Below are 26,319 nucleotides of genomic sequence, written 5' to 3' on the forward strand. Positions count from 1 at the left end.
GCCGGCCACGTGGAGGGCTTCGAGACGGCGATCCGCGGCGTCATCTGATCACTGGTGCGGGCGAGGATACGGTGATCGTCGTACGTGCCCGCGGCGGCCGTCGGCTGCGGTTGCCGGACCACCGGGAGACGAAGGGGCGATGGATGCGGGTCGATCAGATATGGCGGTACCCGGTGAAGTCGGTGGGCGGTGAGCCGCTGACGGCCGCCGCGGTCGGTGCGCTGGGCATCGAGGGGGACCGGGGTGTCGCCGTCCACGACGAGCGGGACGAGGTCACCTGGGCCGGTGCGGTCCCGGCGCTCATGCGGCTGCGGGCGGTCGCCGTCGGGCCGGGCCTGGCCGAGCTGATCCTGCCGGACGGCCGGCGGTTCCGCTCCGACGCACCGGACGCCGCCGACCGGCTCAGTGCCGCGGTCCAGGCCGAGGTCACGCTGGCCGGGCACCGGCCGCCGCACCCGCCGCACACCGCGCTCCATGTGATGACGACGACGGCGCTGCGCAGCCTGGCAGCGGCGCTGCCGGACAGTGCGCTGGACGCCAGCCGGTTCCGGCCCAACCTGGTGCTCGACGACGCCCCGGGCGAGGTGGACGGCGACCACGCGAGCGGGTACCCCGAACACGACTGGATCGGCCGCCGGATGGCCGTCGGCTCACTGCGGTTGCGCTTCACCGAGGGATGCGACCGCTGTGTGATGATCACCAAGGAGACTCCGACCGTCCCGCACGACCGCTCCGTGCTGCGCTGGGTCGCCCGCGAGCTGGGCAACACCCTCGGCGTGTACGCGGCGGTCGAGACACCGGGCCGGGTCCGTGTCGGGGACACGGCCCGCTGGCTCTGAGGGCCGGTCCGGCTGCCCTGTGGGCCCGCGCGGCAGGCCCACGCCGGGTCCTTCTCAGGCGGTGGCCTCGTCGAGGAGTTCCAGAACGTGCCGGTAGGGGCGTCCGGTGGCGCGGGTCATGCCCATCTCGCAGGTGCGGTTGCAGGAGGCGTACGCGTCGTAGGTGCCCGCGGTGATCTCGGCCGCCTGGGCCGCCGTGGCCGCCGCGGTGATCTCCGGGTGGAGCAGACCGCGGTCCCCGGCGAACGCGCAGCAGCCCCAGTTCTCGGGAACGGTGACCGTGTCGCTCACGGCCGCGGCCACGGCGCGCAGGGAGCCGTCGATGCCCAGGTGCACGGTGGAGCAGGTGGGGTGCAGGGCGAGGCTCGCCAGGCGGCGGGGTTCGGGCAGGGCGGGCAGCAGGTGCTCGGCGGTGAAGACGACGCTGTCGGTGAAGCGCAGGGAGGCGAAGCGGGTGCGGTCCGGTTCCGGTACCGCGTCGAGCAGTTGTTCCAGGCCGTGGGTGCACGAGGAGGCGTCGCAGACCACGGGCAGCCGGCCGTGGTCGCTCGCCTCCCACAGCGCCCCGAGCGTGCGGGCGGCCATGGTGCGGTGCCCGGCGGTGTACCCCTTGGACTGCCAGGGCGTGCCGCAGCACAGGCCCGCCAGCCCGCTGGGCACGGTGACGGGAACGCCTGCCCGTTCGCACAGCCGGAGGAAGGCGGCCGCCGCGCCCCCCGTTTCCGCCGCGGCCGTCTCGGGGGCGAAGACACTGCCGATGCAGGCGGCGAAGAACACCGCGCGCGCCGTCGCGGGCCGCCGGGGCGCGGGGCGGGGCGGACCGCCGCGCGGGATGTCGTCGCTCCAGGCGGGCACGAGCTCCCCCGCCCCGAGCCGCCGGACCGCTCCGGTGGCGGCACGCAGCGCGGGAGCGGGCAGGACGTGGGCGGTGTCCAGCGCGGCGCGCACGCCCTTGACCGCCGTGCCCCAGTGCCGGGCCGCGGCGTTCCCGGCGCGCTGCGCGGTGGCGCCGTGGCGTTCGGCGCGCAGGCGCTTCATCACCGCGCCGGTGTCGATGGTGACCGGGCAGGCGGTGACGCAGAGGCTGTCGGCCGCGCAGCTGTCGACGGCCGCGTACGTGTAGTCGGCCTCCAGGGCGCGGCGGCGTTCGTCGTCTCCGGCGGCGGTGGCCAGCGCGATCTCGCGCTGGAGGGCGATGCGCTGACGGGGTGTGGTGGTGACGTCCGCGCTGGGGCAGACGGGCTCGCAGTAGCCGCACTCCACGCACGCGTCCACGGCGGGGTCGACCTTCGGGACGCTCTTGAGGCTGCGCAGGTGCGCGGCCGGGTCGTCCTCCAGGAGCACACCGGGGCTCAGGACGCCGTGCGGGTCGCACAGGCGCTTCAGCTCGCGCATGATGTCGTGCAGTTCGCCGCCGTACTGGCGGCGGACGAAGGGGGCCATGGCACGGCCGGTGCCGTGCTCGGCCTTGAGCGTGCCGCCGGCGTCCAGGACCAGGTCGACCATGGCGTCGGTGAACCGGGCGTAGCGTTCGGTCTCCTGGGTGGAGTCGAAGTCCTGGGTGAGCATGAAGTGCAGGTTGCCGTCGCGGGCGTGGCCGAAGATCACCGCGTCCTGGTAGCCGTGCCGGTCGAAGAGCCCGATCAGGCCCTCGCAGGTGCCGGTCAGGCGTTCCATCGGCACCGCGATGTCCTCCAGGAGCGCGGTGGTGCCGGGACGGCGCGCGCCCGCGACCGCGGTGTACAGGCCCTTGCGCAGGTGCCAGAGCCGGGCCCGGACGCGCGGGTCGCGGACGAGTGCCGTGCCGGTGACGGCGGGCAGGCGGTCCAGGACCGGCTGCGCGGTGGCCACCGTCTCCTCGAGCAGTTCGGCGCTGTCCTCGGCGAACTCGACCAGCAGGGCGGCGTGCCGTTCGACGCGCAGGCCGCGCAGTTCGTCCACGGGGTCCGGCGACTGCTGGGCCACGCGCAGCGACGCGGCGTCCAGGAGTTCGGCGGTGCGGGCGCCCGCGGCCAGCAGTGCGGGCAGCGCGTCGGTGGCGTCGGCGAGTCCGGGCAGCACCAGCAGGCCGGTGGCGGTGTGCGGCAGGAGGGGGACCGTACGGAAGACGGCTTCGCCCACGAAGCCCAGGGTGCCCTCGCTGCCGATCATGAGGTGGGCGAGGATGTCGGCCGGCTCGGAGTGGTCCAGGAACGAGTTCAGGCCGTACCCCATGGTGTTCTTCATGGAGAACAGCCGCTCGATGGTGGCGCGTGAGGCGGCCGAGGTGCGGACGCGCTCGCGCAACCGCAGCAGTCCCGCGTGCAGTTCGGGCTCGCGGGCACGCAGCGCCTGGTCGGCGTCGGGGGCCGCGGTGTCGACCACGGTGCCGGAGGGCAGCACGAACTGCAGGGACTCCATGGTCCGGTAGGCGTTGTCCTGGGTGCCGCAGTTCATGCCGCTGGAGTTGTTGGCCACCAGGCCGCCGATGGTGCAGGCGGACTCGCTGGCCGGGTCGGGGCCGAGCCGGCGGCCGTACCGGGCGAGGCGCGCGTTGGCCTGCCGTACCGTCAGTCCTGGTTGCAGCCGGATGCGGCGGCCCTCGTCGAGGATCTCGGCGGTGCGCCAGTGGCTGCGGACGTCCACGAGGATGCCGTCGCCGCCCGCCTGCCCGGCCAGGCTGGTGCCGCCCGAGCGCAGGGTCAGCGGCAGTCCGGCCGCGCGTGCCCCGGCCATCAGGGCACCGACCTCGGCCGCGGACGCGGCGCGCACGACGGCCCGGGGCGTGAACAGGTACGGCGACGCGTCGTGGGCGGCCGCGATGCGGCGGGGCAGCTCGGTGCTCACCCTGGCCGGGTCACTGACGCACCCGGCCAGGAGTTCGGCGAGACCGTCGGCCGGGGCGGGCGGTGTGGCGGCGGTGCGGCTCATGGGTCCTCGGTGCTGGAGTGGGAGGTCAGGGGGCGATCCGCAGCAGGCGCGGCGGCTGTGCGGCGGGCTCGGGCAGACGCAGCGGCGCCCGGCCCGGGGTGATGCTGCCCAGCACCGTGGCCCGGCGCGCCCCGGTGCCCGACGTCAGTGTGCCGGGCAGGCCGTGGGCGGTGAGGAAGCCCAGGATCGCGAAGGCGAGGGCCTCCTTGGCGTCGGAGGGCAGGCCCAGGTCGTCGCTGGGGCGCAGCGGCACGCCGGGCAGTTCCTCGGCGATCATGCGCATCAGCACGGGGTTGCGGGTGCCGCCGCCGGAGGCGACCAGCTCGGTGACCCCGTGGGCGCGGCAGGCGTCGGCGACGGTGACGGCGGTCAGCCGGGTCAGCGTGGCGAGCACGTCGTCCGCTGCGGGGGCGGGCGTGGGCAGTGCGTCCAGCGCCCTGTGCAGGTAGGGCAGGTGGAAGTGTTCCTTGCCGGTGCTCTTCGGGGCGGGTCTGCGGTAGTAGGGGTCGTCCAGCAGGACGCGGAGCAGTTCGGGGTGGGTGTGGCCGGCGGCGGCCCGCCGTCCGTCCTCGTCATAGGCGGCGGCGCCGTCGGTGAAGTGCCGTACGGCCGCATCCAGCAGGGCGTTGGCCGGGCCGGTGTCGAAGGCCAGTGGCTCGGCTCCGGGTACGAGGACGGTGACGTTGGCGATGCCGCCGAGGTTGAGGGCCGCGGGTGTGCCGGGGAGCGCGCGCAGCAGCAGGGTGTCGGTCATGCCGACCAGCGGGGCACCCTGCCCGCCCGCGGCCACGTCCCTGCTGCGCAGGTCGGAGACGACCGGGAGGCCGGTGGCCTCGGCGATCCAGGCGGGCTGGCCGAGCTGGAGCGTGCCGCGCACGGTGCCGTCCTCGACCCAGTGGTGCATGGTCTGGCCGTGGGAGACCACGAGGTCGGCGGTGCCGTCGCACAGCTCGCGCAGGGCGCGTTCGGCGGTGCCGGCGAAGGCCTGGCCGATGCCGGTGTCCAGGGCGCACACGGCCTGGGTGGTCGTGGCGGCCGGTGGCAGGGTGGCGGCGATGAGGTCCCGCACCTCGTCCGGGTAGGGGACGGACAGGTGGCCGAGGGGACGCAGCAGCAGGGCGTCGCCGTCCAGGGCGAGGTCCGCGGCGGCGGCCTCGATGGCGTCGTAGGAGGTGCCCGACATCAGGCCGATCACACGCACGGCGTCTCCCGGTGTACGTTCCGCCACGCCGGCGGGGTCGGTTGCGGCACGGTTGTCTTCCTCCAGGTGTCGGCGCGGGGCCGCCGTCGCGACGGCCCCGCGGCGGGTGGTCACTCCTGGCCGGCGGCCACGACCCGGTCGGGGCCCAGGCCCGGCTCGTCGTCGGCGGCAGGGAGCTCGGCGGTCTCGGGGGCGCGGTGGAACAGGCTCATCACGCCGCCGACGACCAGGGTGATCAGCACGCCGAGCGGCACCAGCCACTGGGCGGCGATCGCCGTCGGCACGGTGGCGCCGGCCACGGTCACGTCGATCTTCACGTCGCGCACGATGTACGTCATGACGCCGACCGTCACCAGGAACGCCACGATGGAGTCGATCTCGTTGGCCCGGCGGACGAGCCGGCCGAGCAGGAACGCGCCGAGCAGCGCGCCGTAGGTGTAGCCGGCGATGGTCAGGCCGGTGAGGTAGACGTTGCCGGTGCTGGTGCTGAAGGCGCAGGCGAAGATCGCCATCAGCACCGCCCACACCAGCGTCATCACCCGGGCGAGCTTGAGCAGGAACTCCTCGGAGGGCGTGCCGCGGAAGAAGCTGTGGATGATGTCGGCGACCGTCGAGTTCGACATGGAGTTCAGCGCCGAGGACAGCGAGCCCATCGCGGCGCCGAGGATGCCCGCGACGAGCAGGCCGGAGATCACCACGGGCAGCCCGTGCAGGATGAAGTTCGGGTAGAGGTTGTCGGAGCTGGTCAGGCCCAGTTCCTGGAAGCCCTTGCCCTGGTTGTACGACCACAGCAGGGCGCCGACGAGGGAGAAGGCGGCGAACTGGAGGGTGACGAAGACACCCGAGGCGATCATGGCCTTCTGGCCGTCGCGCAGCGAGCGGGTGGCCAGGACGCGCTGGACGATCAGCTGGTCGGAGCCGTGGCTGGCCATCGCGAAGATGGCGCCGCCGATGATCGCGGTCGGCAGGGCGAACGGGCTGGTGAGGACGTGCGCGAGGTCGAAGTTCGTGTCGAAGAGCTTGAAGTGGCCCGTGTGCAGGGCGCTCGAGAATCCGTCACCGCCGACGTGGCCGGAGAGCACGGCGATGGCGAGGATCGCGCCGCCCAGGTAGAGGCCCATCTGGATGGCGTCGGTCCAGATGACCGCCTTGATGCCGCCGAGGTAGGTGTAGACGACGGTGATCAGGGTGAGCACGATGATGATGACCCGGTAGCCGGCGTGCACGCCGAACTCGTCGAGCAGCAGCTTGATCGGGATCGCGGAGGCGAACAGCCGGACGCCCTCGGCCAGGAGCCGGGTGAAGACGAAGGTCACCGAGGCGAGCCCTTGGAGTTTCAGCCCGAATCTGCTGCCCAGGTACTGGTAGGCGCTGACGAAGCCGCCGCGCTTGTAGAGCGGGATCAGCACGGTGGCCACCACCACACGGCCGATGACGTAGCCCAGCGCGAGTTCGACGTTGCCGAAGCCCTGTCCGCTGTAGGCGCCGCCGGGGACGCTGATCACGGTGAGCACACTGGTCTCGGTGGCCACCACGGAGAACGACACGGTCCACCACGGCATGTGTCCTTCGCCGACGAAGTAGTCCTTCGACGTCTTCTGGCGGCCGGCCAGGCGCAGTCCGATCCAGGCGATCGCCACCAGATAGACGACGACCACCACGAGGTCGAGTTGGCGCACGCTCACTCCTAAGCAATGGCCGGCGGGGTCGCCGGCCGGGTGGGGACAGGGGGCGGGGGCGTCGTCCGGCGCAGGCGGACGACGTGTGGTTCGTGCGGTGCCGACGTGTTCAGCGCCAGCAGGCGTGCGCCGTCCAGCGGGTCCCCGAGCGGGGGCCGCAGGTGCAGGGGGCGCGGGGAGGCGGCGAGGGCCGAGCGCAGCGGGCCGAGGAGCGGTTCGCCGAGGCCGGTGAGCCCGCCCGTGACGGTGACGGGGAGGGCGTCGCCGCCGATGCGGCGGGCGGCGGCGAGCACCGCCTCACCGAGTGCGGTGGCGGCGTCCTGGATGATCGCGGATGCGGCGGCGTCACCCGCGGCGGCCGCGCGGGCCACGTCGGGGGCGAAGGAGGCCGCGGTGCGGGCCGGATTGCCGTCGCGGCCGACGGCCGAGGGCAGCCGGTCGGGATCGCCGAAGCGCTCCGCGGCGGCGGCCAGCAGCGCCGTGTCCGGTCCGCGTCCGTCGTGGGCGCGGAGCGCGGCCCGCAGTCCGGCGGCGCCGATCCAGGCGCCGCTGCCCTCGTCGCCGAGCCAGGGGCCCCAGCCGTCGACGCGGGCGTAGGAGCCGTGGTCGCCGATACCGACGGCGACCGAGCCGGTGCCGATCGCGAGCACGACACCGGTGCTGCCGCCGAGGGCGCCCGCGTGGGCGGTGACGGCGTCGCTGGTGACGGCCACCTCGTCCGCGGGCAGGTCGTGCAGGAGCAGGCCGGCCAGTTCGCGGGCCGCCTCCGGTGCGGTGGCCGCCCCCGCCGCGCCCACGCAGAGCGCCGCGAGCCGGGGCTGTGTCCGCCCTTCCAGGAGGGGCAGGACGGCGGCGCGCACGGCGGTCCGGGCGGTCGCCACTCCGTTGTCGGCGGCGAGCCCGGGGGCTCCGGGCACCTCGTGGACGTCCCGGGCGGGACCGGTGCCGTCGTGCCACAGGACGGCACGGCAGCCGGTCTTGCCCAGGTCCACCGCCACTGCTGCTGTCATGCGCCACGCCTTCGTGTCTTCGGGGATCCGCCGCGTCCGACGCGGTCACGGGCCGCCGGCGGGCGCCGGGGGCCGGTGACCGGCACGGACGCGGTTCAGCGAGTATCGGAAGGCCAACATCCGGATGTCAATAAGTAACTTCAGTCAATTCGATACGTAACTTTTTGACGCGACGTCCGGCGCATGGTTAACGTGTCGCCAGCCACTGTGAAGGGAACCTCCCATGGCCCGCCAGGAACCACCCCGCGCACCAGCCCAGCCGGCGCACGACGCCTCCCCCGCCGCGACCCTGGCGCGCATCCACGCGGCACTGCCGTCCCTGCCCCCTTCGGAACGCCGGGTGGCCGAGGCCGTCCTGGCCGATCCGGCACAGGCGTCGGAACTGTCCATCAGCGCGCTCGCCGAGCGCGCCGCCACCTCCGTGGCCACCGTGATGCGCTTCTGCCGGACCATAGGGATCGGCAACTACCCGCAGCTGCGCCTCACCCTGGCCGCGGCCGCGGCCCGCGAGAGCGCCCTCGGCGGGGAACGCCCCGCGCCGAGCACCGACATCAGCGCCACGGACACGCTCAGCGAGATCGTCAGCAAGATCATCTACAACGAGGTGCGCGCCCTGGAGGACTCCGGGGAGGAGCTGGACGTCGAGGTGCTGCGGGGCGCGGTCGACGCCCTGGCGGCGGCCCGGCGGATCGACATCTTCGGCGTCGGCGCCAGCGCGTTCGTCGGTCAGGACCTGCACCAGAAGCTGCACCGCATCGGCCACATGGCGTTCGTCTGGACCGACCGGCACGCCGCCCTCACCGCCACCGCTCTCCTCGGGCCGGGTGACGTCGCCCTGGCCATCTCCCACTCCGGGGAGACCGAGGACACCGTCGAACCCCTCCAGGCCGCCGCCGAGCGCGGCGCCACCACCATCGCCCTCACCAACGTGCCGCGCTCCAGCCTCGCGGAGAGCGCGGACCTCGTGCTGACGACCTGCGCCCGGGAGACTCCCTTCCGCTCCGGCGCGACCGTCAGCCGTATCGCCCAGCTCGCCGTCGTCGACTGCCTGTTCGTCGGCGTCGCCCAGCGCTCCTTCGACGCCACGACCGCGGCGCTGGAGAAGACGTACCGGGCCGTGTACCGGCGCAGGCGCCCGCAGGCGCAGCGCCGCGCCCCGGCCGCCGACTGACCGCCGACCGGCGACACCCTGAGCACCACCCCGAAAGGACGACCGCTCCGTGGACCTCAGCACACTCGGCACCGAAACCCGTAACGAACGGACCGCCGAACTCGACCGCATGCCGGTCTCCGAACTGCTCTCGGTCATGAACGCCGAGGACCAGACCGTCGCCCTCGCGGTACGCGCCGCCCTGCCGCAGATCGGTGCCGCCGTCGAGGCGATCACCGAGTCGCTGCGGCGGGGCGGACGGCTGATCTACCTCGGGGCCGGCACCAGCGGACGCATCGGCCTGCTGGACGCCGTCGAGTGCCCGCCGACCTTCGGCACCTCCCCCGAGCAGGTCGTGGGCCTGCTCTCCGGCGGCCCGAGCGCCTTCGTCACGGCGGTCGAGGGCGCGGAGGACGAGCCCGAGCGGGCGGTCGTGGACCTCGACGAGATCGGCGTCGACGACCGGGACACGGTCGTCGGGCTCGCCGCCAGCGGCCGCACGCCGTACGTCGTCGGCGGCCTGAAGCACGCCGCCGCCAAGGGCGCCGCGACCGTGTCGGTCGCCTGCAACCGCGATGCGCTGATCAGCCGTTACGCCGACATCCCGATCGAGGTCCCCACCGGCCCCGAGGTCCTCACCGGATCGACGCGCCTCAAGGGCGGCACCGCCGAGAAGATGGTCTGCAACATGCTCTCCACCGCCTCGATGGTGCGTGTCGGCAAGGTCTACGGCAACCTCATGGTCGACGTCCGGGCCAGCAACGACAAGCTCGTCGACCGGGCCCGCCGCATGGTCGTGCAGGCCACCGGCGCCGACCCCGAGACCGCCGCCGAGGCCCTGCGGGCGGCCGGCGGCCATGCCAAGACCGCCGTCGTCATGCTCCTCGCCCACTGCACGGCCGCCGAGGCCACCCGGCGCCTGGAGGCGGCCCACGGTGACACCCGGACGGCCGTCGGCCGCCCCTGAGCAGGTCCGTCCGAGGGGTGTTCGCAGCCGAGGTCCGGTGCGGAAGGCGCCGGGACGGGGCACGGATGACGAAGACGTACGTCCGCTGTGAACACGGGAGGAATCGGCATGCCCCTGAGCCGCGAAGAGCGCGAGACATTCCTTGCCGAACCACATGTCGCCGCGTTGGCGGTCGATGCCGGGACGGGCAGAGGCCCCCTGACCGTGCCGATCTGGTACCAGTACGAGCGGGACGGCACCGTATGGATCATGACGGGGCTGGACTCCCGGAAGAACCGGCTGATCCAGGGCGCGGGCCGGTTCTCCCTGATGGTCGACCGGCTCGAGCCCACGATCCGGTACGTCTCCGTCGAGGGCCCCGTCATCGACACGACACCCGCGACCGTCGAGCGCCTGCGGGAGATCTCGTCCCGCTATCTCCCCGCCGAGAAGGTCGACGCCTACGTGGACTTCGCGTGGAAGAACCACGGCGAACAGGTCGTCGTCCACATGCGGCCCGAACACTGGGTGTCGTCCGACCTGGGCTCGGTATGACGGACGCCGCCTCTTCATGACGTGCGGATCACCGTGTCATGACGCGCGGATCACCGTGCCGCGTTCGCTCCTTGCCGCAGCGCCTCGGCGATGATCTGCACGAGGTGGCGGCTGTCCAGTCCGGCGAGATCGCGCACCTGGGTACGGCAGGAGAAGCCGTCCGCGAGGACCTGACGGTCCGGTCCGGCGGCTGCCCGGGCGAGGATGCCGTCCCGCGCGATCTTCTCGGACAGCTCGTAGTGGCCCTTCTCCATGCCGAAGTTCCCGGCGAGGCCGCAGCATCCCGCGGAGATCTCGACATCGCAGCCCATCGCCTCCAGGAGCGCCTGATCCGCGCCGTACCCCATGACGGAGTGGTGGTGGCAGTGCGGCTGGACCAGGAGCTTCCGGGCCGCCCGGGGCGGTGTCCAGTCGATGGAGGTGAGGAACTCGGCGACCGTCCTGACCGACCGGGACAGCTCCGCGGCACGGGGGTCGTCGGGCAGGAGCTCGAGCAGGTCCGAGCGGAGCGTGGCGGTGCAGCTCGGCTCGAGGCCGACGACGGTCCTTCCGTCCCTGACATGGGGAAGCAGGAGGTCGACCGTCTTGCGGAGGGTGGCTCTGGCGGCGGTGAGCTGGCCCGTGGAGACGAGGGTCAGTCCGCAGCAGGCCCCGGGACCGGCGATCTCGACGTCGCACCCGGCGGCGAAGAGGACGTCGAGGGCGTCCCGTGGGATGTCCGGGTCCATGGCGTCCGAGAAGGAGTCGACCCAGAGCAGCACCTTGGGCGCGCCCGGGTCGGCTCCGCCGGTCCTCGGCGGCCTCCGCCGGCGGAACGGCGTCCTGGGCAGCGGCGGCAGCGACCGGCGGGTGTCCGCGCCCATCATCGCCATCATGGCCTTGCGCAGCACCGGGACACGGCCGGCGAGGTTGACGATCGGGGCCAGGGGCGCGGCGAGCCTGAGCCACTGCGGAAGCCGGCCGAGCGTGTAGTGGCTGAGCGGGCGCAAGCGACCCTTGTAGGTCTGGTGGAGCGCCTCCGACTTGAACATGGCCATGTCGATGCCGGTGGGGCAGTCGCTCGCGCAGGCCTTGCAGCTCAGGCACAGGTCGAGGGCCTCGTGCACCTCCGGAGAGCTCCAGCCCCGCGTGACGACGCCGCCGTTGAGCATCTCCTGCAGCGTCCGCGCGCGGCCTCGGGTGGAGTCCTTCTCGTCCCGTGTGGCGGTGTACGAGGGGCACATGAAGCCGCCCTGTCCGCGCAGATCGGCCCGGCACTTGCCGACCCCGACGCATCGGTGGACGGACTCGGTGATGTTCCCGCCGTCGTGCGCGAAGGCGAAGCCGTCGCCGGCACGGAGCTCAAGCGCCTGGGGACGACGCAGGTCCGCGTCCAGCGGCGCCGGCCGGACGACGACTCCGGGGTTCATCAGGTCCTCGGGATCCAGGAGGGCCTTGAACGCCTCCATCGCGCGCAGGGCTTCCGGGCTGTACATGGCGGGCAGCAGCTCGGAGCGGGCCCGCCCGTCCCCGTGCTCACCGGACAGGGAACCGCCGTGCTCGGCGGCCAGGGCCGCGGCGCGCTGGAGGAACCCGCGCATGAGCCCGCCCCCGCTCTCGAGCGGGAAGTCGATGCGGACGTGCACGCACCCGTCGCCGAAGTGGCCGTAGGCCAGTCCGGACACCCCCTCCTCGGCCATGAGGGCCTCGAGCCCCCGCAGATAGTCACCGAGTCTCTCCGGGGGAACGGCGGAGTCCTCCCAGCCCGGCCAGGCCTGCTTGTCGTCGGCGGTGCGTCCGGCGAGTCCGGCGCCGTCGGCGCGGATCTGCCAGAGCCTGGTGGCCTCGGGGCCTGTGGGCAGGACCACGGCGTCGGTCGAGGTGGAGGCGGCGACGAGCTTGTGGGCCGCCTCGACCGCCTCCTGTGAGGTCGCGCCGCCGACTTCGGCCATCAGCCATCCCCCGCCCGCGGGCAGCGCCGGGACGCCGGCGCCGCCGTGCGCCCGGCGGACGACGTCGACGAGCTGTGCGTCCAGGCCTTCCAGCGCGAGTGGCTCGAAGGGGAGCAGGCGTGGCACGTCGTCCGCGGCTGCGGCCATGTCGCTGTAGCCGAGGACGGCGAGGGCCGGCGCCGACGCCCGGGGGACGAGCCGGACGGTGGCCTCCAGGACGATCCCGCAGCTTCCTTCGGTGCCGGTCAGGGCGGCTGCGAGGTTCCGTCCGTTCTCCGGGAGCAGGTGCTCGAGGGAGTAGCCGGAGATCTGGCGTCCGAAGCGTCCGAACTCGGTGCGCAGCACGGCCAGGTTCTCCGAGACGAAGGCGTCCAGACCGGGAACCGCGGTGAGTGCGCCGGCTCCCGAGCCGGCGGTGACGACCTCGCCGCGGCCGGTCAGCCAGGTCATGGAGATCACGTTGTCGGCGGTGCGTCCGTAGGAGAGGCCGTGCGGGCCGCAGGCGTTGTTGCCGATCATTCCGCCGATGGTGCAGCGGGTGGCGGTGGACGGATCGGGGCCGAACCTCAGTCCGAAGGGCAGGGCCGCGTCCTGGAGCGCGCTCAGGACGACCCCGGGCTCCACCACGGCCGTGGAGGTCTCGGGGTCGATCGAGAGGACGCGGTGCATGAAGCGGGAGAAGTCGATGACGAGGCCGGGGCCCACGGCGTTGCCGGCGCAGGAGGTGCCTCCTCCCCTGACGGTGACCGGAACGCCGTGCGCGCGGGCGATCCGGACGGCCGCGACCACGTCCTCCTGCCCTCGGGGCGTGAGCACCGCCAGCGGGACGACCCGGTAGTTGGAGGCGTCGGTCGAATAGAGCGCCGTGGTCAGGGACGAGTCGTCGACAAGGCCGCCGAGGCGCGCGCGGAGGTCGTCGAGGAACGCCTCGACGTCGGTCTGGGGACTGTCTGTTGCGTCTGTCGCGGTTGCGGCCATTTCTCCTGCCGTTCTCTCCTGCTGTTCCTGCGCCTCGGTCTGTTCCTGCGCCTCGATGTGCTGGTGTCGGCGGTGACCCGTTCGCGGCGGAGTCGTGGCCGCGCGAGCTCGCGGCCGGAACCCGGGGCGCATCGGCTTCTTCGGGATCGGCCGTCGCCGGTCGTCGCCTCAGGGGAGAACGAGCCTCCTTGGCGTGTCGCCGGCGGCGTCCCGCAGCAGTCCAGGGTCCAGTCCCTGGCCCGCGAGGGTGTCGATGAGCTGGTTCAGGGCCATGGGGGGCTGCGGGCTGTCGGGCTGTCCCGCGTCGGAGGCGAGGACCAGTCGTGGCCCCGCTGCCCGCGCGACGGCGGCCAGCCTGGAGGCCGTCATCCCCGGCTGGTGGAGGAGTTGGTAGGCGGTGATCTCGACGTGGGCGCCCCTGTCGGCGAGTTCGGCGATCTCCGGCACCGCCATGTCGGGGACGGTGTAGGAGGGGTGCGTGAGCAGGAATCTGCCGATGCCTCGGTCAAAGGCCTGGTCCAGCAGCCATCTGCACTCGGCGCCGCTGAGATGCCCCGTGCACAGCACGGCGTCGTGCTCGGCGATCAGGTCCAGGACGAGGCCGATGTTCTTCACGGCTTTCTCGTCCGGGGGCAGGACCGGGGGGACGGCCAGCACGGAGCGGTCCAGTCGCTCGTCCAGGTCTCCCAGCCGCGGCAGGTGGGCGCTCTCCTGGGTATGGGCGTCCGCCGTGGGAAACCACACGACCCGACCGCCCGTGGACAGAGCCGAGAGGACGGCCGCCGGGTTGATTCCGCCCACGGCACGGTTGAGGGCGACTCCCCCGACGACCTCCAGCCCCGATGACCGGCTGAGGGCGCTGGCCCGGCCCACGGTGGATTCGTGGTGGGCCTTGAGGACGAAACCGCTGTAGCCCGCCGCGGCGTAGCTCTCGGCGATCTGGTCGTCGTAGCCGATCCGCTCCAGCACGTCGGGGGCGGCATGGACATGGACGTCAAACACGCGTCTGCTCCCGTTCCAGGATGTCGCCGGCCCCGAGCGCACCGGCCACGAGGTCGGTCCGGGCTTCCGCGAGCAGCGGGACGTCGTCGCGCAGTCGGCGCAGGGCCGTCATGTCGAGCTCGGCCTCGGCGGCCCCCGGCCCGTCACCGAGGCGAGCGAGGACGCTGCCGTCGGGGCCCAGAACACGTGAGCCGCCCCAGAACCGGTTTCCCTGGTCCGAGCCGCACCGGTTGACGAAGATGACGTAGCACTGCAACAGCACGGCCGCGTGTTCCAGGATCACCTCCCAGGTGCGGCGGATTCTCGTGGGGTCGGCTCCCTCCATGCTGGCCACGGGAACGACGAGGATCTCGGCTCCGCTGTGGGCGGCCAGCCAGGGGATGGCGGGATGCCACATGTCGTTGCAGATGGCGGTGGCGACGGTGGCGGTGCCGATGTCGGCGGTCGGCAGTTCGGTGCCGGGCCGGAACGTCAGATGCTCGTTCCACGGCGCGTACGAGACGGGATGGAGCTTGCGCTGAAGGTGCCGGGTCCCTGTCGCGGGATGGGACAGGAGGTAACTGTTCCAGGGCAGGCCGGCGGCGCTCCTCTCGGCGAAGCCCACCGCCACCCCTTGCGAGGTGAGTCCGGCGAGCCGGGGGTCGTCGCTCGTGAACAGGTCCGCGTCGCTGTGGGGGGTGAATCCGTAGCCGTTGACGGACAGTTCCGGGGTGAGGGCGAGGTCGACCGGGCCGAGGCCGCCGCGCAGGTCGGCGATGTGGGCGAGGTTGTCCTCCACCGCACCGAAGACGGGCGCGGTCTGGAGGAGGCCCACACGAAGTGTCCGGGCCTGCTGTCCGCTCGTCACTTCAGCTTGTTGTCGCTGAGCCACTGGCCTGCGACCTCCTCGGGGGTCTCGCCGTCGACGTCGATCCGTGCGTTGAGCTTCTGGAGCTGGGAGGTGGTGAGCAGCTTGTTCACCGGGGCCATGGCCGTCGATATCCGCGGGTTCTTGTGCAGGACGCTGCCTCGCACGTTGAGGGAGAGGTTGTAGGGCGGGAAGTACCTCTTGTCGTCCTTCAGGAGAGTCAGCCCGAGGGCGGAGATCCTGCCGTCGGTGGCGAAGACCTCACCGAATTCGCAGGGGTTGCCCTTGGCGACGGCGTTGTAGATCGGACCCTCCGCCAGCTCTGCCACCTTGCCCTTGGGGAGCCGGAAACCGTAGGTCTTCTGGAGGCCGGGCCAGCCGTCGTCGCGGCCGAAGAACTCCGAGGCGCCGCAGAAGCCGGCGCTCCCCGGATGTGCCGTGGCGAGCCGGGCGTAGTCGGAGAGGGTGGAGACGTGGAGCTTCTTCGCGGTTTCCGTCTTCGCCGCGACGGCATAGGTGTTGTTCGCCGCCGCGGGCGGCAGCCACACCACATCGTTCCTGGCCTTGTCCATGGCGCTGAGCTTGCGGTACAGGGCCTGTGGGTCGGTGACGCTCTCCTTCTGCTGCAGGGCCAGCCATCCGGAGCCGGTGTACTCCCAGTACATGTCCACCGCGCCGCTGGTCAGCGCGGCGCGGACGGCGTTGGTTCCGCTCATGCCGCACGTGCGCTTGACCGTCGCGCCCTGTGACTCGAGCCGCTGGGCGGTGATCTCGCACAACAGCAGTTGCTCGGTGAAGTTCTTGGAAGCGACATTCAGGGTGACCCCTTTGAGGGGGCCGTCCTCGGCGGGGCCGCCGCCTTGGCCCGGGGGGCTGGCGGTGAGGGCGCAGCCGCTGCTCAGCGCGGCGCAGAGCAGGGCTACGGCCGCGGGCATGACCTTGCGCATGCGAAACACCTCCTACGGTGAGGGACGGGGGTTGGTCCTCGGGAGCGAGCGCGGTCTCAGGTGCCGCGGTCTCAGATGCCGCGCGGGCGCAGCACGCGCTCGGCGAGGCCGGCCAGCCAGTCGACGGTCAGGGCCAGGGCCATCGTGAGGGCGCTGCCGACGATGAGCACCGGCATCCGGTCGAGGGCGATGCCGGAGGAGATGACGGAGCCGAGGCCCCCGGCGTTGGTGAACGCGGCCAGCGTGGCCACGCCGACGTTCAGGATCAGCGCCACGCGGATGCCTGCCAGCATCACCGGTACCGCCAGGGGCAGTTCGATGGTGCGGAGCACCTCGGTGGCGCTCATCCCCATGCCGCGCCCCGCGTCGATCAGTGCGGGGTCGACCTGGCGGATGCCGACCATGGTGTTGCGCAGCACGGGAAGGAGGGCGTACAGGACCAGGGCGACCACCGCCATCCAGAAGCCGACGCCGAAGATCATGGCCAGCACCACCAGCACTCCGATGGACGGCACCGCCTGGCTGGCGTTGGCCGCCGCGAGCACGATCGCCCCGGCCCTCTTGATGCGGGGCCTGGTCAGGAGTACTCCCAGGGGGACACCGATGGCGATGGTCAGGAACGTCGACGCGACGACGAGCTGAACATGCTCCCAGAGCGCGGTCAGGACGACGTCGGGTGCCAGGCTGCGGGCCTCGATGGAGTCCATGTGGAGGGAGTGGACGTAGGCCCAGACGGCGCCCAGCAGGACGAGCACGACCAGGGGCAGCACCCAGGCGGTTGAACGGCGTGTGCCGGGTGCCGGAACTTCCTCGACTGCCGCGCTGCTCATGAGAGCACCTTCGTCGGCTGTGCGGCGGCGGTGAGCAGGGTCTGGAGGTCGAGGCAGCGGCTGCTGCCGCCGGCCACGCCGACCTCGATGCCCTCCGCTCCGGAGGCCAGGACGAGTTCGAGAGCCTTGTGGACGGTCTCGGCGGCGTCGACCGGAACGACGTTCGCCATGGCAGGCGTGCCCGCAGGAGAAGACGCGATGACGTCCGAGACCTTGAGGAGGGACAGCCTGCGCACCGGGGCACCGGATCCGACGAAGTCGCGGACGAAGTCGTCGGCCGGATCGCTCAGGATCGCCAAGGGCGTGTCGAACTGGGCCAGGCGGGATCCGGGGCCGAAGACGGCGATGCGGTCACCCAGCCGCAGCGCTTCGTCGATGTCATGGGTGACCATCACGATCGTCTTGCGGATGCGCTTTTGGAGCTGGAGGAACTCCGTCTGGAGCTTCTCCCGCACGACGGGGTCGACGGCGCCGAACGGTTCGTCCATCAGCATCACCGGTGGGTCCGCGGCGAGGGCCCGAGCCACCCCGACCCGCTGCTGCTGACCGCCGGAAAGTTGCTTGGGGTAGCGGCCGGCGTAGACGGCCGGATCGAGTCCGACCAACTCCAGCAGTTCCTCCGCCCGCCGGTGGCGTTCCGACTTCTTCGTCCCCAGCATCTTGGGGACGAGGGCGACGTTGTCCGCGATGGTCAGGTGGGGCAGCAGGCCGATCTGCTGGATGACGTAGCCGATGCCGCGTCGCAGACTGTCCACGTCGGCGTGGGTGACGTCCTTGCCGTCGATGAAGATCCGTCCCCGGGTCGGCTCGACCAGGCGGTTGATCATCCGCAAGGTGGTGGTCTTGCCGCATCCGGACGGGCCGACCAGGACGACGAACTCTCCTCGCCCGATCTCCATCGACAGGTCCGAGACGGCTGCCTTCGGCTGGCCTGGATACTGTTTGGAGACGCCGTCCAGGAAGATCATGGCGTCCGGGCTCGGGGCGGGCCTATCTGACATTCAGTCCTCGCAGAGCAGTGATCTTGGCAATCGCGATGAACAACAGGTCGAGGACCAGAGCGACGAGTATCACTCCGATCACTCCCGAGAGTGCTTCCTCCAGGGCGTTCGCTCCCCCGATGCGCTCGAGACCCCGGAAGATCTCCTGGCCCAGGCCGGGGCCGTGCACGACGGCTCCGATGGCTGCCGTGGCGACCAGCATGATCGTCGCGGTCCGGATCCCGTTGAGGATGACGGGCCAGGCCAGCGGAAGCACGACGGTGCGCATCCGGCGTCCCGCGCTCATGCCGAGGCCGCGCGCGGCCTCGACGACGGCCGGATCGACCCCCTCTATGCCGGTGACCGTGTTGCGCAGGATCGGGAAGACGCCATAGAAGGCCAGAGCCACGATCGTCGGTGCGACGCCGAGCCCCAGGAGAGGGATCATGAGGGCGAACAAGGCGAAGGACGGGATGGTCAGCAAGGTTCCCGTCAGGGACAGCAGTGCGTGGCGCAGGTTTGGGGTGGACTGGGTGAGGAGGGCGAGTCCGATCCCGATGACGGCGGAGATCCCGACGCTGACCAGCACGAGTTCGATGTGCTGCTCCGTCAGGAACCACAGCAGGTCGGCGTTGTCCCTCATGTAGTCGACGAGTTTCATCGGCAGGCCGGCCCTCCGCCGCGACGGCTCGGGGCCGTGCCGAGAAGGGGCCGGCGCGGGCCGGGGGCGCCGGACTCGGTGACAGGTTGGGCTGGATGTTCCATGGTTGCCGTCCTGGGCTCTGTTCGATGGGTGTCGGTGGTCGTCCTCGAAGGGATGGGTACCGGTGGGTGCCGGCGGCCGATCAGGGATCGCCCGGGTCGGCGCCGGAGCGCACGTCGGAGCAGAGGGAGGCCTGAAGGGCCTGCACGGTCGAGAGCAGGTGCCCGGCGAATGCCTTGATGTGCGGCTCGATCCGGAAGGCCGGACCGGAGATGTTGACCGCGGCGTCGATCCGGCCGGAGAAGCCCCGCACCGGCACCCCGATACCCAGCAGTTCGGGATCGAAGATCCGATTCGCCACGGTGTATCCCCGTTTACGCGCCTCCTGCACCCGGGCGAGGAACGCACGGGCCTCACGAGGTGAGACCCCGTCCTCCTCGCGCTGGACCATCGCGAGGATGTGCTCGTCGTCGTGGTCCAGCAGCAGGGCCATGCCGCTGGAGCTCCTGTTCACGGGCACCGTCCGGCCCACCCAGTTCACGGCCTCGATCGAGCGCCGGGAGCTCTCCGAGTGAACGGTGAGCACCTCGCCGTCGCTGAGAACCGTCAGGTAGCTGCGCTCCCGTACGGTCTCGGACAGCCTGAGCAGCAACGGGGCCGCGAGTTTGGTCAGCCGCTGGTCTCCGGCACGTACCGCCAGCGCGAAGAGCCGCCAGCTCAGTTCGTACCGGCCCGAAGGGCGCCTGGCGACCAGACCTGCTTCGAGCAGGCTCCTCAGCTGCCGGGACACCACGGACTTCTCCCGGCCCAGTGCCCTGGCCACGTCCGCCACACTCAGGCCGTCCGGGAACGCGAGAGGATCAGCCGAGGTGAGTGCGTCCAGTATCGCCATCACCCGCGAAGCGCCGCTCTGCGCCGCGGGACCACGCTTCTGCTCCAGAACCATCCCGGCACTTTAGAAACAGGTTGTGAAACACGCAACGCCTGGTTGCATATTCTGCATCACCTGACGGCGGGGCTCCCACGGCCGCGGTCCCGGTCAGGCCGAGACACTCCGGGCGGGTGCGGCGCCGGCACCGAAGGCCTCGTCGAAGAACTCCTTCAGGCGGTCGCACAGGAGCAGGAACTCCGGGTGGTCGCTGTACATGAAGTCGTTGTGCCGCCCGTGGACCGTGTAGAGGGTCTTGGGGGAAGCGGCGGACGCGTACAGGGACAGAGCCTCGTCGTAGGGGTGCAGCGTGTTCCGCTCGCCGTGCGCGATGAACAGCGGTGTGGGCGAGAGGTTCGCCACCACGCTCTCTACCTTCAGATCCATGATGGACTCGGTGAACTGGAGCCGCGTCGGGTGCCCGAAGCCGTAGACCTGCGCCAGCTCCTTCTGGACGTAGTCATCGGTCGCGGGGTCCAGTGGATAGTGGACGAACGTGTCCGCGAGCTTGGACTCGCCCTGGAGGACTCGGCGCACCCGGTCCTCCTCCACCTCGTCGACGATCTTCAGATACTCGTCGTAGGTGTGGATGGACTTGAGCCAGCGCTCCCCGTCGTAGAAGCCGTTCAGGGCGGCCACACCGGCGACGTCCCCGCCCTTCTCGCCGGCGAGGACGACGTTCGCGGCCCCCATGCCCCAGCCGACGAGGCCGACCCGGCGGGGGTCGATGTCCTCCTGTGCGCGGATGAACGTCACTGCGTTGCGGACGTCCTGGGCCTGTTCCTCGATCAGGACCCGGCCCTTCTCGCCCTCGCTGTCCGCCATGCCCCGGTAGTCGAAGCCCAGGCACACGAACCCGCGCTCGGTCATCCGCTCGGCGAACATCTTCGGGTAGAACTCGTTGAACCCCTGGTAGCCGGAGTTGATCACCAGGGCCGGGTGCTGTCCTTCGTCCGACAGGTCGTCGGGGTAGTAGACGGTGGCCTTGAGGCGGCAGCCCTCGCTGTAGAAAGTCGTTTCCTTCTCGATCACCGCAGTGCTCCTTGCGCTTGGTGCGTCCGACGGGTTCACCTTCGGCGCACGATGCAGTGAGCGCAATGGAGCAGTGCGTTTTCTGCATCGCCCGGCCGTGCTGCCGCCGGGACTTGAGGGAGTCACGTCCTTCCGGCAGCGGCGGGGCGTGCCGGGTCGGACGTGGCGCCGTCCGGCCCGGCGTGCTCCATCAGTCGGGTCGCGCGGCCCGGACCGGCTCGACCGACCGCAGGGTCGGCACCACCGGCTCGATCGTGCCGTCCGCGGCGAAGCGCATACGGTCGATCGTCGTCTCGCGATGGGTGCCGTCCCCGCCCGGCCTGCCGGGGCCGTTCAGGGCGAACCGGTGGTAGGCGATGTACCAGTCGTCGGTGCCGGGGACGTTCACCACCGAGTGGTGGCCGGTGCCGAGGATTCCGTGGTCGGGGCGCTTGGACAGGATCGTGCCCCGCTTGGTCCACGGTCCCAGCGGAGTCGGCCCGGTCGCGTAGGCGACGTGGTAGTTCTCGCTGCGGGTGTCGTCCTCGGACCACATGAAGTAGTACGTGCCCTTGCGCTTGACGACGAAGGAACCCTCGCGGAAGTTCTCCGTGGTGATGTCCTTGATCTCGGCCGGGTCGTACGACGTCATGTCCGCGTTGAGCGGGACGACGTAGGCGTGCCCGTTGCCCCAGTAGAGGTAGGACTGCCCGTCGTCGTCGGTGAAGACGGCCGGGTCGATCATCTGGCCGCTCAGGCTCCCGCCCTTGGCGACCAGGGGTTTGCCCAGTGCCTCCTTGAAGGGGCCGGCGGGCGAGTCGGCGACCGCCACGCCGATCTGTTGCTCGGCGCAGAAGTAGAAGTAGAACTTGCCGTTCTTCTCGGCGATCGCCGGCGCCCAGGCGTTCTTGTCCGCCCAGCTCACATCCGGGCCGAGGTCCAGGACGACGCCGTGGTCCTGCCAGTGGACCAGGTCTCGCGAGGAGTACGCCTTGAAGCTCGTGCCGCTCCAGCCGGCGTAGCCGTCGCTCGTCGGATAGATCCAGTACCGGCCGTCCAGGTAGGCGATGTCCGGGTCGGCGTTCAGACCCGGCAGGACCGGGCTGCGCGTCGGTACCGCCTCGACCGTCCAGGTGCGGCTCGTGCCGTCGGCCGCGGTCACGGTGTACGTCCGCGGCCTGCGGAAGTCACGCCGGGTTCCGGAGGGCGGGTTCACCGTGGCGCCCGCGCCGACCGCGAGGGACGGGGCGAGGTGACGCAGGTCGGCGTTCGGCTCCATGGGCAGGACCACCTTGGCCGAGGCCTCCGTGACGACCGCGTACGCCTTCTGCCCCTTGGCGGTGGCGTCCACCACGGAGGTGGACGTGGCCGGGTAGGCGGCCAGCAGACGGTCGTACTCGGCCTGGGTCACCGGGAGCACCGTGCCGTGCCGCGGGCTGGCGGGGAGCTGGTAGTCCGTCGACGGCGTCCACCTGCCCGAGTCGAGGTCCGTGGTCTCGAACGGGACGTAGCCGCGGCCGCCGTACTCGTCGATGAACATGTACCACTTCTCGGCGGTGTTCGACTTGAAGACCGTCGGGCCCTCGCCCCGGCTGATCGCGCCGCTGCCGACGCAGTCGGCGACGAAGTCGTAGTCGGTGGCGGTCAGCGTCTTCGACTTCTCGGCCGTGATGAACTTCGAACACGGGGAGTCGGAGGACGGGTTCCGCTCGTCCTTGGTGTAGCGGTAGTACGTGTCCTTGTACTTGACGACCGTGGAGTCGATGACCGAGTAGCCGGGGTCGTCCCACACCTTGGGGGCGCTGAAGGTGCGGAAGTCCTTGGTGGTGGCGTACATCATCCGGTTGTAGGTGTCGCCGGTGTGGTCCGGGTCGTCGTCGGCGTACAGCTTGGACGCCCAGAAGACGACGTACTCCCCGAGGGAGTCGTCCCAGTAGGCCTCCGGCGCCCAGGTGTTGCCCGCGTTGTCGGGGGCCACCTTCACCAGGCGCTGGTCGGTCCAGTGGACCAGGTCGGCGGACTCCCAGATCATGATCGACTTGCTGCCGTGCCGCTGGACGTGGTCCCAGCTGCCGCTGCTGCTCTTGTACATGCGCAGGTCGGTGGCGATCAGATAGAACCTGTCGCCCTCGGGTGAGCGGATGACGAACGGATCGCGCAGGCCCTTTTCACCGATGGTGGAGGTCAGCACGGGCTTGCCCTGGTTCAGCTCGCGCCAGTGCAGTGGATCGTTGCCCCGGCTGAGGGCGTAGCGGATCTGCTCGCCGTCGGCGGTGCCCTCGCCGGTGAAGTAGGCGAAGAGATAGCCGGCGTACGGGGAGTGCGCCGTCGCTCGGCTCACGGGTGGCGCTCCCGGGCGGGCGGCACTCGGCGGGGCGGCCGACAGGGCGAGGAGGAACGCGAGGAGAGGCGCGAGCGGTGCGAGGAGAGTGCGTGGGCGCATGCCACTTCCCGTGGAGAGGTCATCGAGTTCTGTCAGGTGGTGCGGCTTGTGCGGCCTTTCAGGTTTGATCGATATCTCGAACGGAGTTCGGTCAACCGGTCAGACGCTAGAGGTGTGCCCCAGGCGCGTCAATGCTCGTGTAAGCCCTTTCCACTCCGTACGAGACGCGCGCGCCACCTCTCGAAGCAAGCGCTTCCCGGAGATTGACGGCGGGTCACGCACTCACTAGTGTTCCGGCGGCATCGCGACATCCGGAACACCGTTCGACATGACGAACAGCCAAGACCGCCCAGGGCACCGGCACCGTCCGGCCCGGCATGCGGTCAGGCACCACGCTCATCGCAGTCACCGAGGAGAACCGCCTGTGGAACTGTCCCGTCGCGCCTTCACCACTCTGACCGGGGCGGCGGCCCTGACCGCGGCCCTGCCGACCGCCGCTCGCGCCGCCGTCCCCCAGGCGGGCTCGGGCGCGCGGACCACGCGGCGCACCGTCACCTTCGACCGGTACTCACTCCTCGTCGACGGTGAACGCGTGCCGCTGTGGTCGGGCGAGGTGCACCCCTTCCGCCTGCCCAGCCCCTCGCTGTGGCGGGACGTGCTCCAGAAGATGCGCGCGAGCGGCTACAACGCCGTCTCCGTGTACGCCTCCTGGAACTACCACTCGCCGGCACCCGGCCACTACGACTTCACCGGCGTCCGCGACCTCGGCCGCTTCCTCGACATGGCCGCCGAGACCGGCCTGTACGTCATCGCCCGGCCGGGCCCGTACATCAACGGCGAGACCGACGCCGGAGGTTTCCCCGGCTGGCTGACCGCCGCTGCGGGCCACGCCCGCACCAGCGACCCCGACTACCTGAAGTACGCCGACGAATGGCTCACCGCCGTCGACGAGGTGATCGCCCCTCGCCAGTACACCAGGGGTCACGGCACCGTCGTGCTCTACCAGCTGGAGAACGAGTACGCCTCGTACGTGACCAGCGCGGCCGGCCGGGACTACATGGCTCACCTGTACGCCAAGGTGCGTGCCGACGGCATCGAGGTGCCGCTGTTCCACAACGACAAGGGCCGCAACGGCTACTGGGTCCCCGGATCCTTCTCCACCGGTGACGAGAGCGGCCGTTACCTGTACGCCTTCGACGGCTACCCCTCCGCGAGCGGCAACCCGCCCGACTGGGGCTACTTCGGTCCCGGCGGCGCCAAGGGCGGCTCCACCGCGAGCCCCGACACCCCCGGTTTCCTCGCCGAGTTCGCGGGCGGCTGGTTCGACTGCTGGGGCGGCGCCGTGTTCGCCGGCCGGGGCTACGAGGGCTCCCGGGCCGAGCGGAACGCGGCGTACGAGCGCCGCTTCTACCTCACGAACCTGGCCAACGGCATCAAGGTCCACAACGTCTACATGACCTTCGGCGGCACCTCCTGGGGCTGGCTGCCCGCGCCCGTCGTCTACACCTCCTACGACTACGGCGCCGCCATCGACGAGGCCCGCAACCTCACCTCGAAGATCCCGCCGATGAAGCAGATCGGCTCCATGCTCGAGACCTTCCCCGACCTGGCCCGGCTCGACCGGGCCGAGGACGTCACCGCGAGCAGCACGTCGGTGCGTGTCTACCACCTGGCCGACCCCGAGCGCGGCTCGCACCTGTACTTCCTGCGCAACGACACCTCCGGCGACGCCCTGTGCACCCTGCCGGTGACCACCGTCGCGGGCACCGTGACCGTGCCGGCCGACGGCGGAGGCCTCAAGGTGGCCGCCAAGGACATGAAGGTGCTCGCCACCAACCTCTCGCTGGGGCGCCGGGCGCTGCTCTACACCACCGCCCAGCCGATGTGGCGGGCCACCGGCCCGGTGCAGGACCTCGCCGTCCTCACCGGCCGCCCCGGGGATCCGGTCGAGATCGTCATGAAGAGCGGCGGCCGGCCCACGGTGACGACGGCGGGCGGCGACGCCGAGGCCGTCCACGACCCGGATGCCGGCACCCTGCGGATCAACGCGGTCCTCGACGGGCTCACCCGTGTCCGCGTCGAGGGCGGTGACCAGGAGGTGCCGTTGACCCTGCTGCTGGCCGACGACACGGCGGCGGCCGGGCTCTGGCCCCGCACCACCGAGGACGGCGCCCTGCTCGTCAGCGGCCCGGCCCTGGTACGCGAGGCCCGTCTGGACGGCTCGACCGTCCACCTCACCGGCGACACCACCGCCCCGAGCGACCTGGAGATCTGGTCGCCGCAGCGGATCCGGACCGTCCTGTGGAACGGCCGCCGGACACCGGTCACGGCCACCGGCTCCGGCAGCCTGGCGTCCCGCGGCCGGCTGGCCGGCCCGGCCGACGTGGCCCTGCCCGCGCTCACGGGATGGCGCCACGCCCTCGAGAACCCCGAGTCCGACCCGGCGTTCGACGACGGGGACTGGCGGATCTGCGACCTGACCACCACACACAGCACCACGAAGGTGCCCGCCGGACAGCCCGCCGTGCTCTTCGCCGACGACTACGGCTTCCACTACGGCGACGTCTGGTACCGCGCCCGGGTGGCGGACGCGAGCAGCGCGCAGAGCCTGGCCCTGACCTATCAGACCGGCACGCTCGGCCTGCTGATGGCCTGGTGGGACGGACGGCCGCTCGGCACCCACCGGCTGCCCACGCCCACCAAGGACCAGTCGACCTGGAGCACCTGGTCCGGCACGGCGACCTTCACCGTCCCCGCCGACCTGCGCGGCGACGGCCCGCACACCGTGGCGGTACTGGTCCGGCGCATGGCGCACGAGGAGGACGGCGGCGCCAACGACGCCTTCAGGTCCGCCCGCGGCCTGACCGCGGCCACCCTGGACGGCGCTCCGCTGACCTGGCGCATCCAAGGGGCCGCCGCGCCCGACCCGGTCCGCGGACCGCTCAACACCGGCGGCCTGTACGGCGAACGCCAGGGCTGGCACCTGCCCGGCTTCCCCGACCGGCGATGGGCCCCGGTGACCCTGCCGCACACCGACACCCGGCAGGGCGTGGCCTGGTACCGCACCGACCTCCAGCTGTCCGTCGACCACGGAACCGACGCCTCGCTGGGTCTCGCCTTCACCGACGATCCGTCCCGGCCCTACAGGATGCAGATATTCCTCAACGGCTGGAACCTCGGCCAGTACGTCAACGACGTCGGCCCCCAGCACACCTTCGTCCTGCCGAACGGCATCCTCGATCCCCGCGGCCGCAACACACTGGCCCTCGCGGTCCTCTCCGACGGCACCGCGCCCGCGGGCCCGCCCCTGCCCACGCTCACCGTGCTCGGGCTTGCGGCCGGTGGCGTGCCCGTGGAGAAGGTCACCTCACCCGGCTACGCACCAGGCACTAGGTGTATTGATCACGAGCGTTGTTAACGCCGTCGGGCTTGATCATGGCGAAGACCTCCGGTGTGGTGGAGCTGTCTAGGAACGCACCGCACGGAGGT

The 26,319-nt window shown here is 71.4% G+C and carries 19 protein-coding genes; 5 read left to right on the forward strand and 14 right to left on the reverse strand.

What is annotated here, in order from left to right; translation table 11 throughout:
- The first annotated feature begins 143 nt into the window (after positions 1-143).
- Entirely contained in the window at positions 144-839 is a 696-nt protein-coding gene (locus ABZ484_RS32420) for an MOSC domain-containing protein (RefSeq protein ID WP_358869509.1), read from the forward strand.
- 54 nt (positions 840-893) lie between these two features.
- Here ABZ484_RS32420 and ABZ484_RS32425 read toward each other — a convergent pair whose 3' ends face one another.
- From ABZ484_RS32425 to ABZ484_RS32440, 4 genes are all read right to left on the reverse strand, one after another.
- Positions 894-3,749 carry an FAD-binding and (Fe-S)-binding domain-containing protein gene (locus tag ABZ484_RS32425; protein ID WP_358869510.1) on the reverse strand — a complete coding sequence of 952 codons (2,856 nt, stop codon included), beginning with the start codon at positions 3,747-3,749 and terminating at the stop codon, positions 894-896.
- 25 nt (positions 3,750-3,774) lie between these two features.
- Entirely contained in the window at positions 3,775-4,950 is a 1,176-nt protein-coding gene (locus ABZ484_RS32430; protein ID WP_358869511.1) for an anhydro-N-acetylmuramic acid kinase, read from the reverse strand.
- Positions 4,951-5,060: 110 nt separating this feature from the next.
- Positions 5,061-6,629, reverse strand: a complete 1,569-nt coding sequence (locus ABZ484_RS32435; protein WP_358869512.1) for a sodium:solute symporter — start codon at positions 6,627-6,629, stop codon at positions 5,061-5,063.
- 8 nt (positions 6,630-6,637) lie between these two features.
- A complete protein-coding gene (locus ABZ484_RS32440) occupies positions 6,638-7,639 on the reverse strand; it encodes a BadF/BadG/BcrA/BcrD ATPase family protein (protein WP_358869513.1) in 1,002 nt (333 codons plus the stop codon).
- Between the two features lie 223 nt (positions 7,640-7,862).
- On the opposite strand from ABZ484_RS32440, the gene ABZ484_RS32445 reads away from it, so the two are divergent.
- From ABZ484_RS32445 to ABZ484_RS32455, 3 genes are all read left to right on the forward strand, one after another.
- Positions 7,863-8,810 (forward strand): MurR/RpiR family transcriptional regulator, encoded by a 948-nt coding sequence (locus ABZ484_RS32445; protein WP_358869514.1) that lies wholly within the window; start codon positions 7,863-7,865, stop codon positions 8,808-8,810.
- Between the two features lie 49 nt (positions 8,811-8,859).
- A complete protein-coding gene (gene murQ, locus ABZ484_RS32450; protein ID WP_358869515.1) occupies positions 8,860-9,756 on the forward strand; it encodes an N-acetylmuramic acid 6-phosphate etherase in 897 nt (298 codons plus the stop codon).
- Between the two features lie 108 nt (positions 9,757-9,864).
- Positions 9,865-10,290 (forward strand): pyridoxamine 5'-phosphate oxidase family protein, encoded by a 426-nt coding sequence (locus ABZ484_RS32455; RefSeq protein WP_358869516.1) that lies wholly within the window; start codon positions 9,865-9,867, stop codon positions 10,288-10,290.
- A 50-nt stretch (positions 10,291-10,340) separates the two neighbouring features.
- Here ABZ484_RS32455 and ABZ484_RS32460 read toward each other — a convergent pair whose 3' ends face one another.
- From ABZ484_RS32460 to ABZ484_RS32505, 10 genes are all read right to left on the reverse strand, one after another.
- On the reverse strand, positions 10,341-13,199 hold the full coding sequence (locus tag ABZ484_RS32460) for an FAD-binding and (Fe-S)-binding domain-containing protein (protein WP_358869517.1): 2,859 nt from the start codon (positions 13,197-13,199) through the stop codon (positions 10,341-10,343).
- 168 nt (positions 13,200-13,367) lie between these two features.
- A complete protein-coding gene (locus ABZ484_RS32465; protein ID WP_358869518.1) occupies positions 13,368-14,201 on the reverse strand; it encodes a DUF6282 family protein in 834 nt (277 codons plus the stop codon).
- Positions 14,194-15,015: a nitrilase-related carbon-nitrogen hydrolase gene (locus tag ABZ484_RS32470; protein ID WP_358869519.1), complete on the reverse strand. Its 822-nt coding sequence runs from the start codon at positions 15,013-15,015 to the stop codon at positions 14,194-14,196. The genes ABZ484_RS32465 and ABZ484_RS32470 overlap by 8 nt, the downstream gene beginning before the upstream one ends.
- A 29-nt stretch (positions 15,016-15,044) precedes the next feature.
- Positions 15,045-15,995 (reverse strand): glycine betaine ABC transporter substrate-binding protein, encoded by a 951-nt coding sequence (locus ABZ484_RS32475; RefSeq protein WP_358869520.1) that lies wholly within the window; start codon positions 15,993-15,995, stop codon positions 15,045-15,047.
- 71 nt (positions 15,996-16,066) lie between these two features.
- A complete protein-coding gene (locus ABZ484_RS32480) occupies positions 16,067-16,825 on the reverse strand; it encodes an ABC transporter permease (RefSeq protein ID WP_358869521.1) in 759 nt (252 codons plus the stop codon).
- Positions 16,822-17,826 carry an ABC transporter ATP-binding protein gene (locus ABZ484_RS32485; RefSeq protein ID WP_358869522.1) on the reverse strand — a complete coding sequence of 335 codons (1,005 nt, stop codon included), beginning with the start codon at positions 17,824-17,826 and terminating at the stop codon, positions 16,822-16,824. Before ABZ484_RS32485 ends, ABZ484_RS32480 begins: the two co-directional genes overlap by 4 nt.
- Entirely contained in the window at positions 17,816-18,466 is a 651-nt protein-coding gene (locus ABZ484_RS32490; protein WP_358869523.1) for an ABC transporter permease, read from the reverse strand. Before ABZ484_RS32490 ends, ABZ484_RS32485 begins: the two co-directional genes overlap by 11 nt.
- Positions 18,467-18,650: 184 nt before the next feature.
- The gene (locus ABZ484_RS32495; RefSeq protein WP_358869524.1) at positions 18,651-19,454 is read right to left on the reverse strand and encodes an IclR family transcriptional regulator; all 804 of its coding nucleotides are present in this window, start codon (positions 19,452-19,454) and stop codon (positions 18,651-18,653) included.
- 93 nt (positions 19,455-19,547) lie between these two features.
- On the reverse strand, positions 19,548-20,468 hold the full coding sequence (locus tag ABZ484_RS32500) for an alpha/beta fold hydrolase (protein ID WP_358869525.1): 921 nt from the start codon (positions 20,466-20,468) through the stop codon (positions 19,548-19,550).
- Positions 20,469-20,658: 190 nt separating this feature from the next.
- Complete coding sequence (locus ABZ484_RS32505) at positions 20,659-22,890, reverse strand: family 43 glycosylhydrolase (RefSeq protein ID WP_358869526.1); 2,232 nt, start codon at positions 22,888-22,890, stop codon at positions 20,659-20,661.
- 364 nt (positions 22,891-23,254) lie between these two features.
- Between ABZ484_RS32505 and ABZ484_RS32510 the strand changes: the two genes are divergently transcribed.
- On the forward strand, positions 23,255-26,248 hold the full coding sequence (locus tag ABZ484_RS32510) for a beta-galactosidase (RefSeq protein ID WP_358869527.1): 2,994 nt from the start codon (positions 23,255-23,257) through the stop codon (positions 26,246-26,248).
- The last annotated feature ends 71 nt before the right edge of the window (positions 26,249-26,319 follow it).

The organism is Streptomyces sp. NPDC006393 (genome assembly GCF_040628575.1).
Taxonomy (GTDB): Bacteria; Actinomycetota; Actinomycetes; order Streptomycetales; family Streptomycetaceae; genus Streptomyces.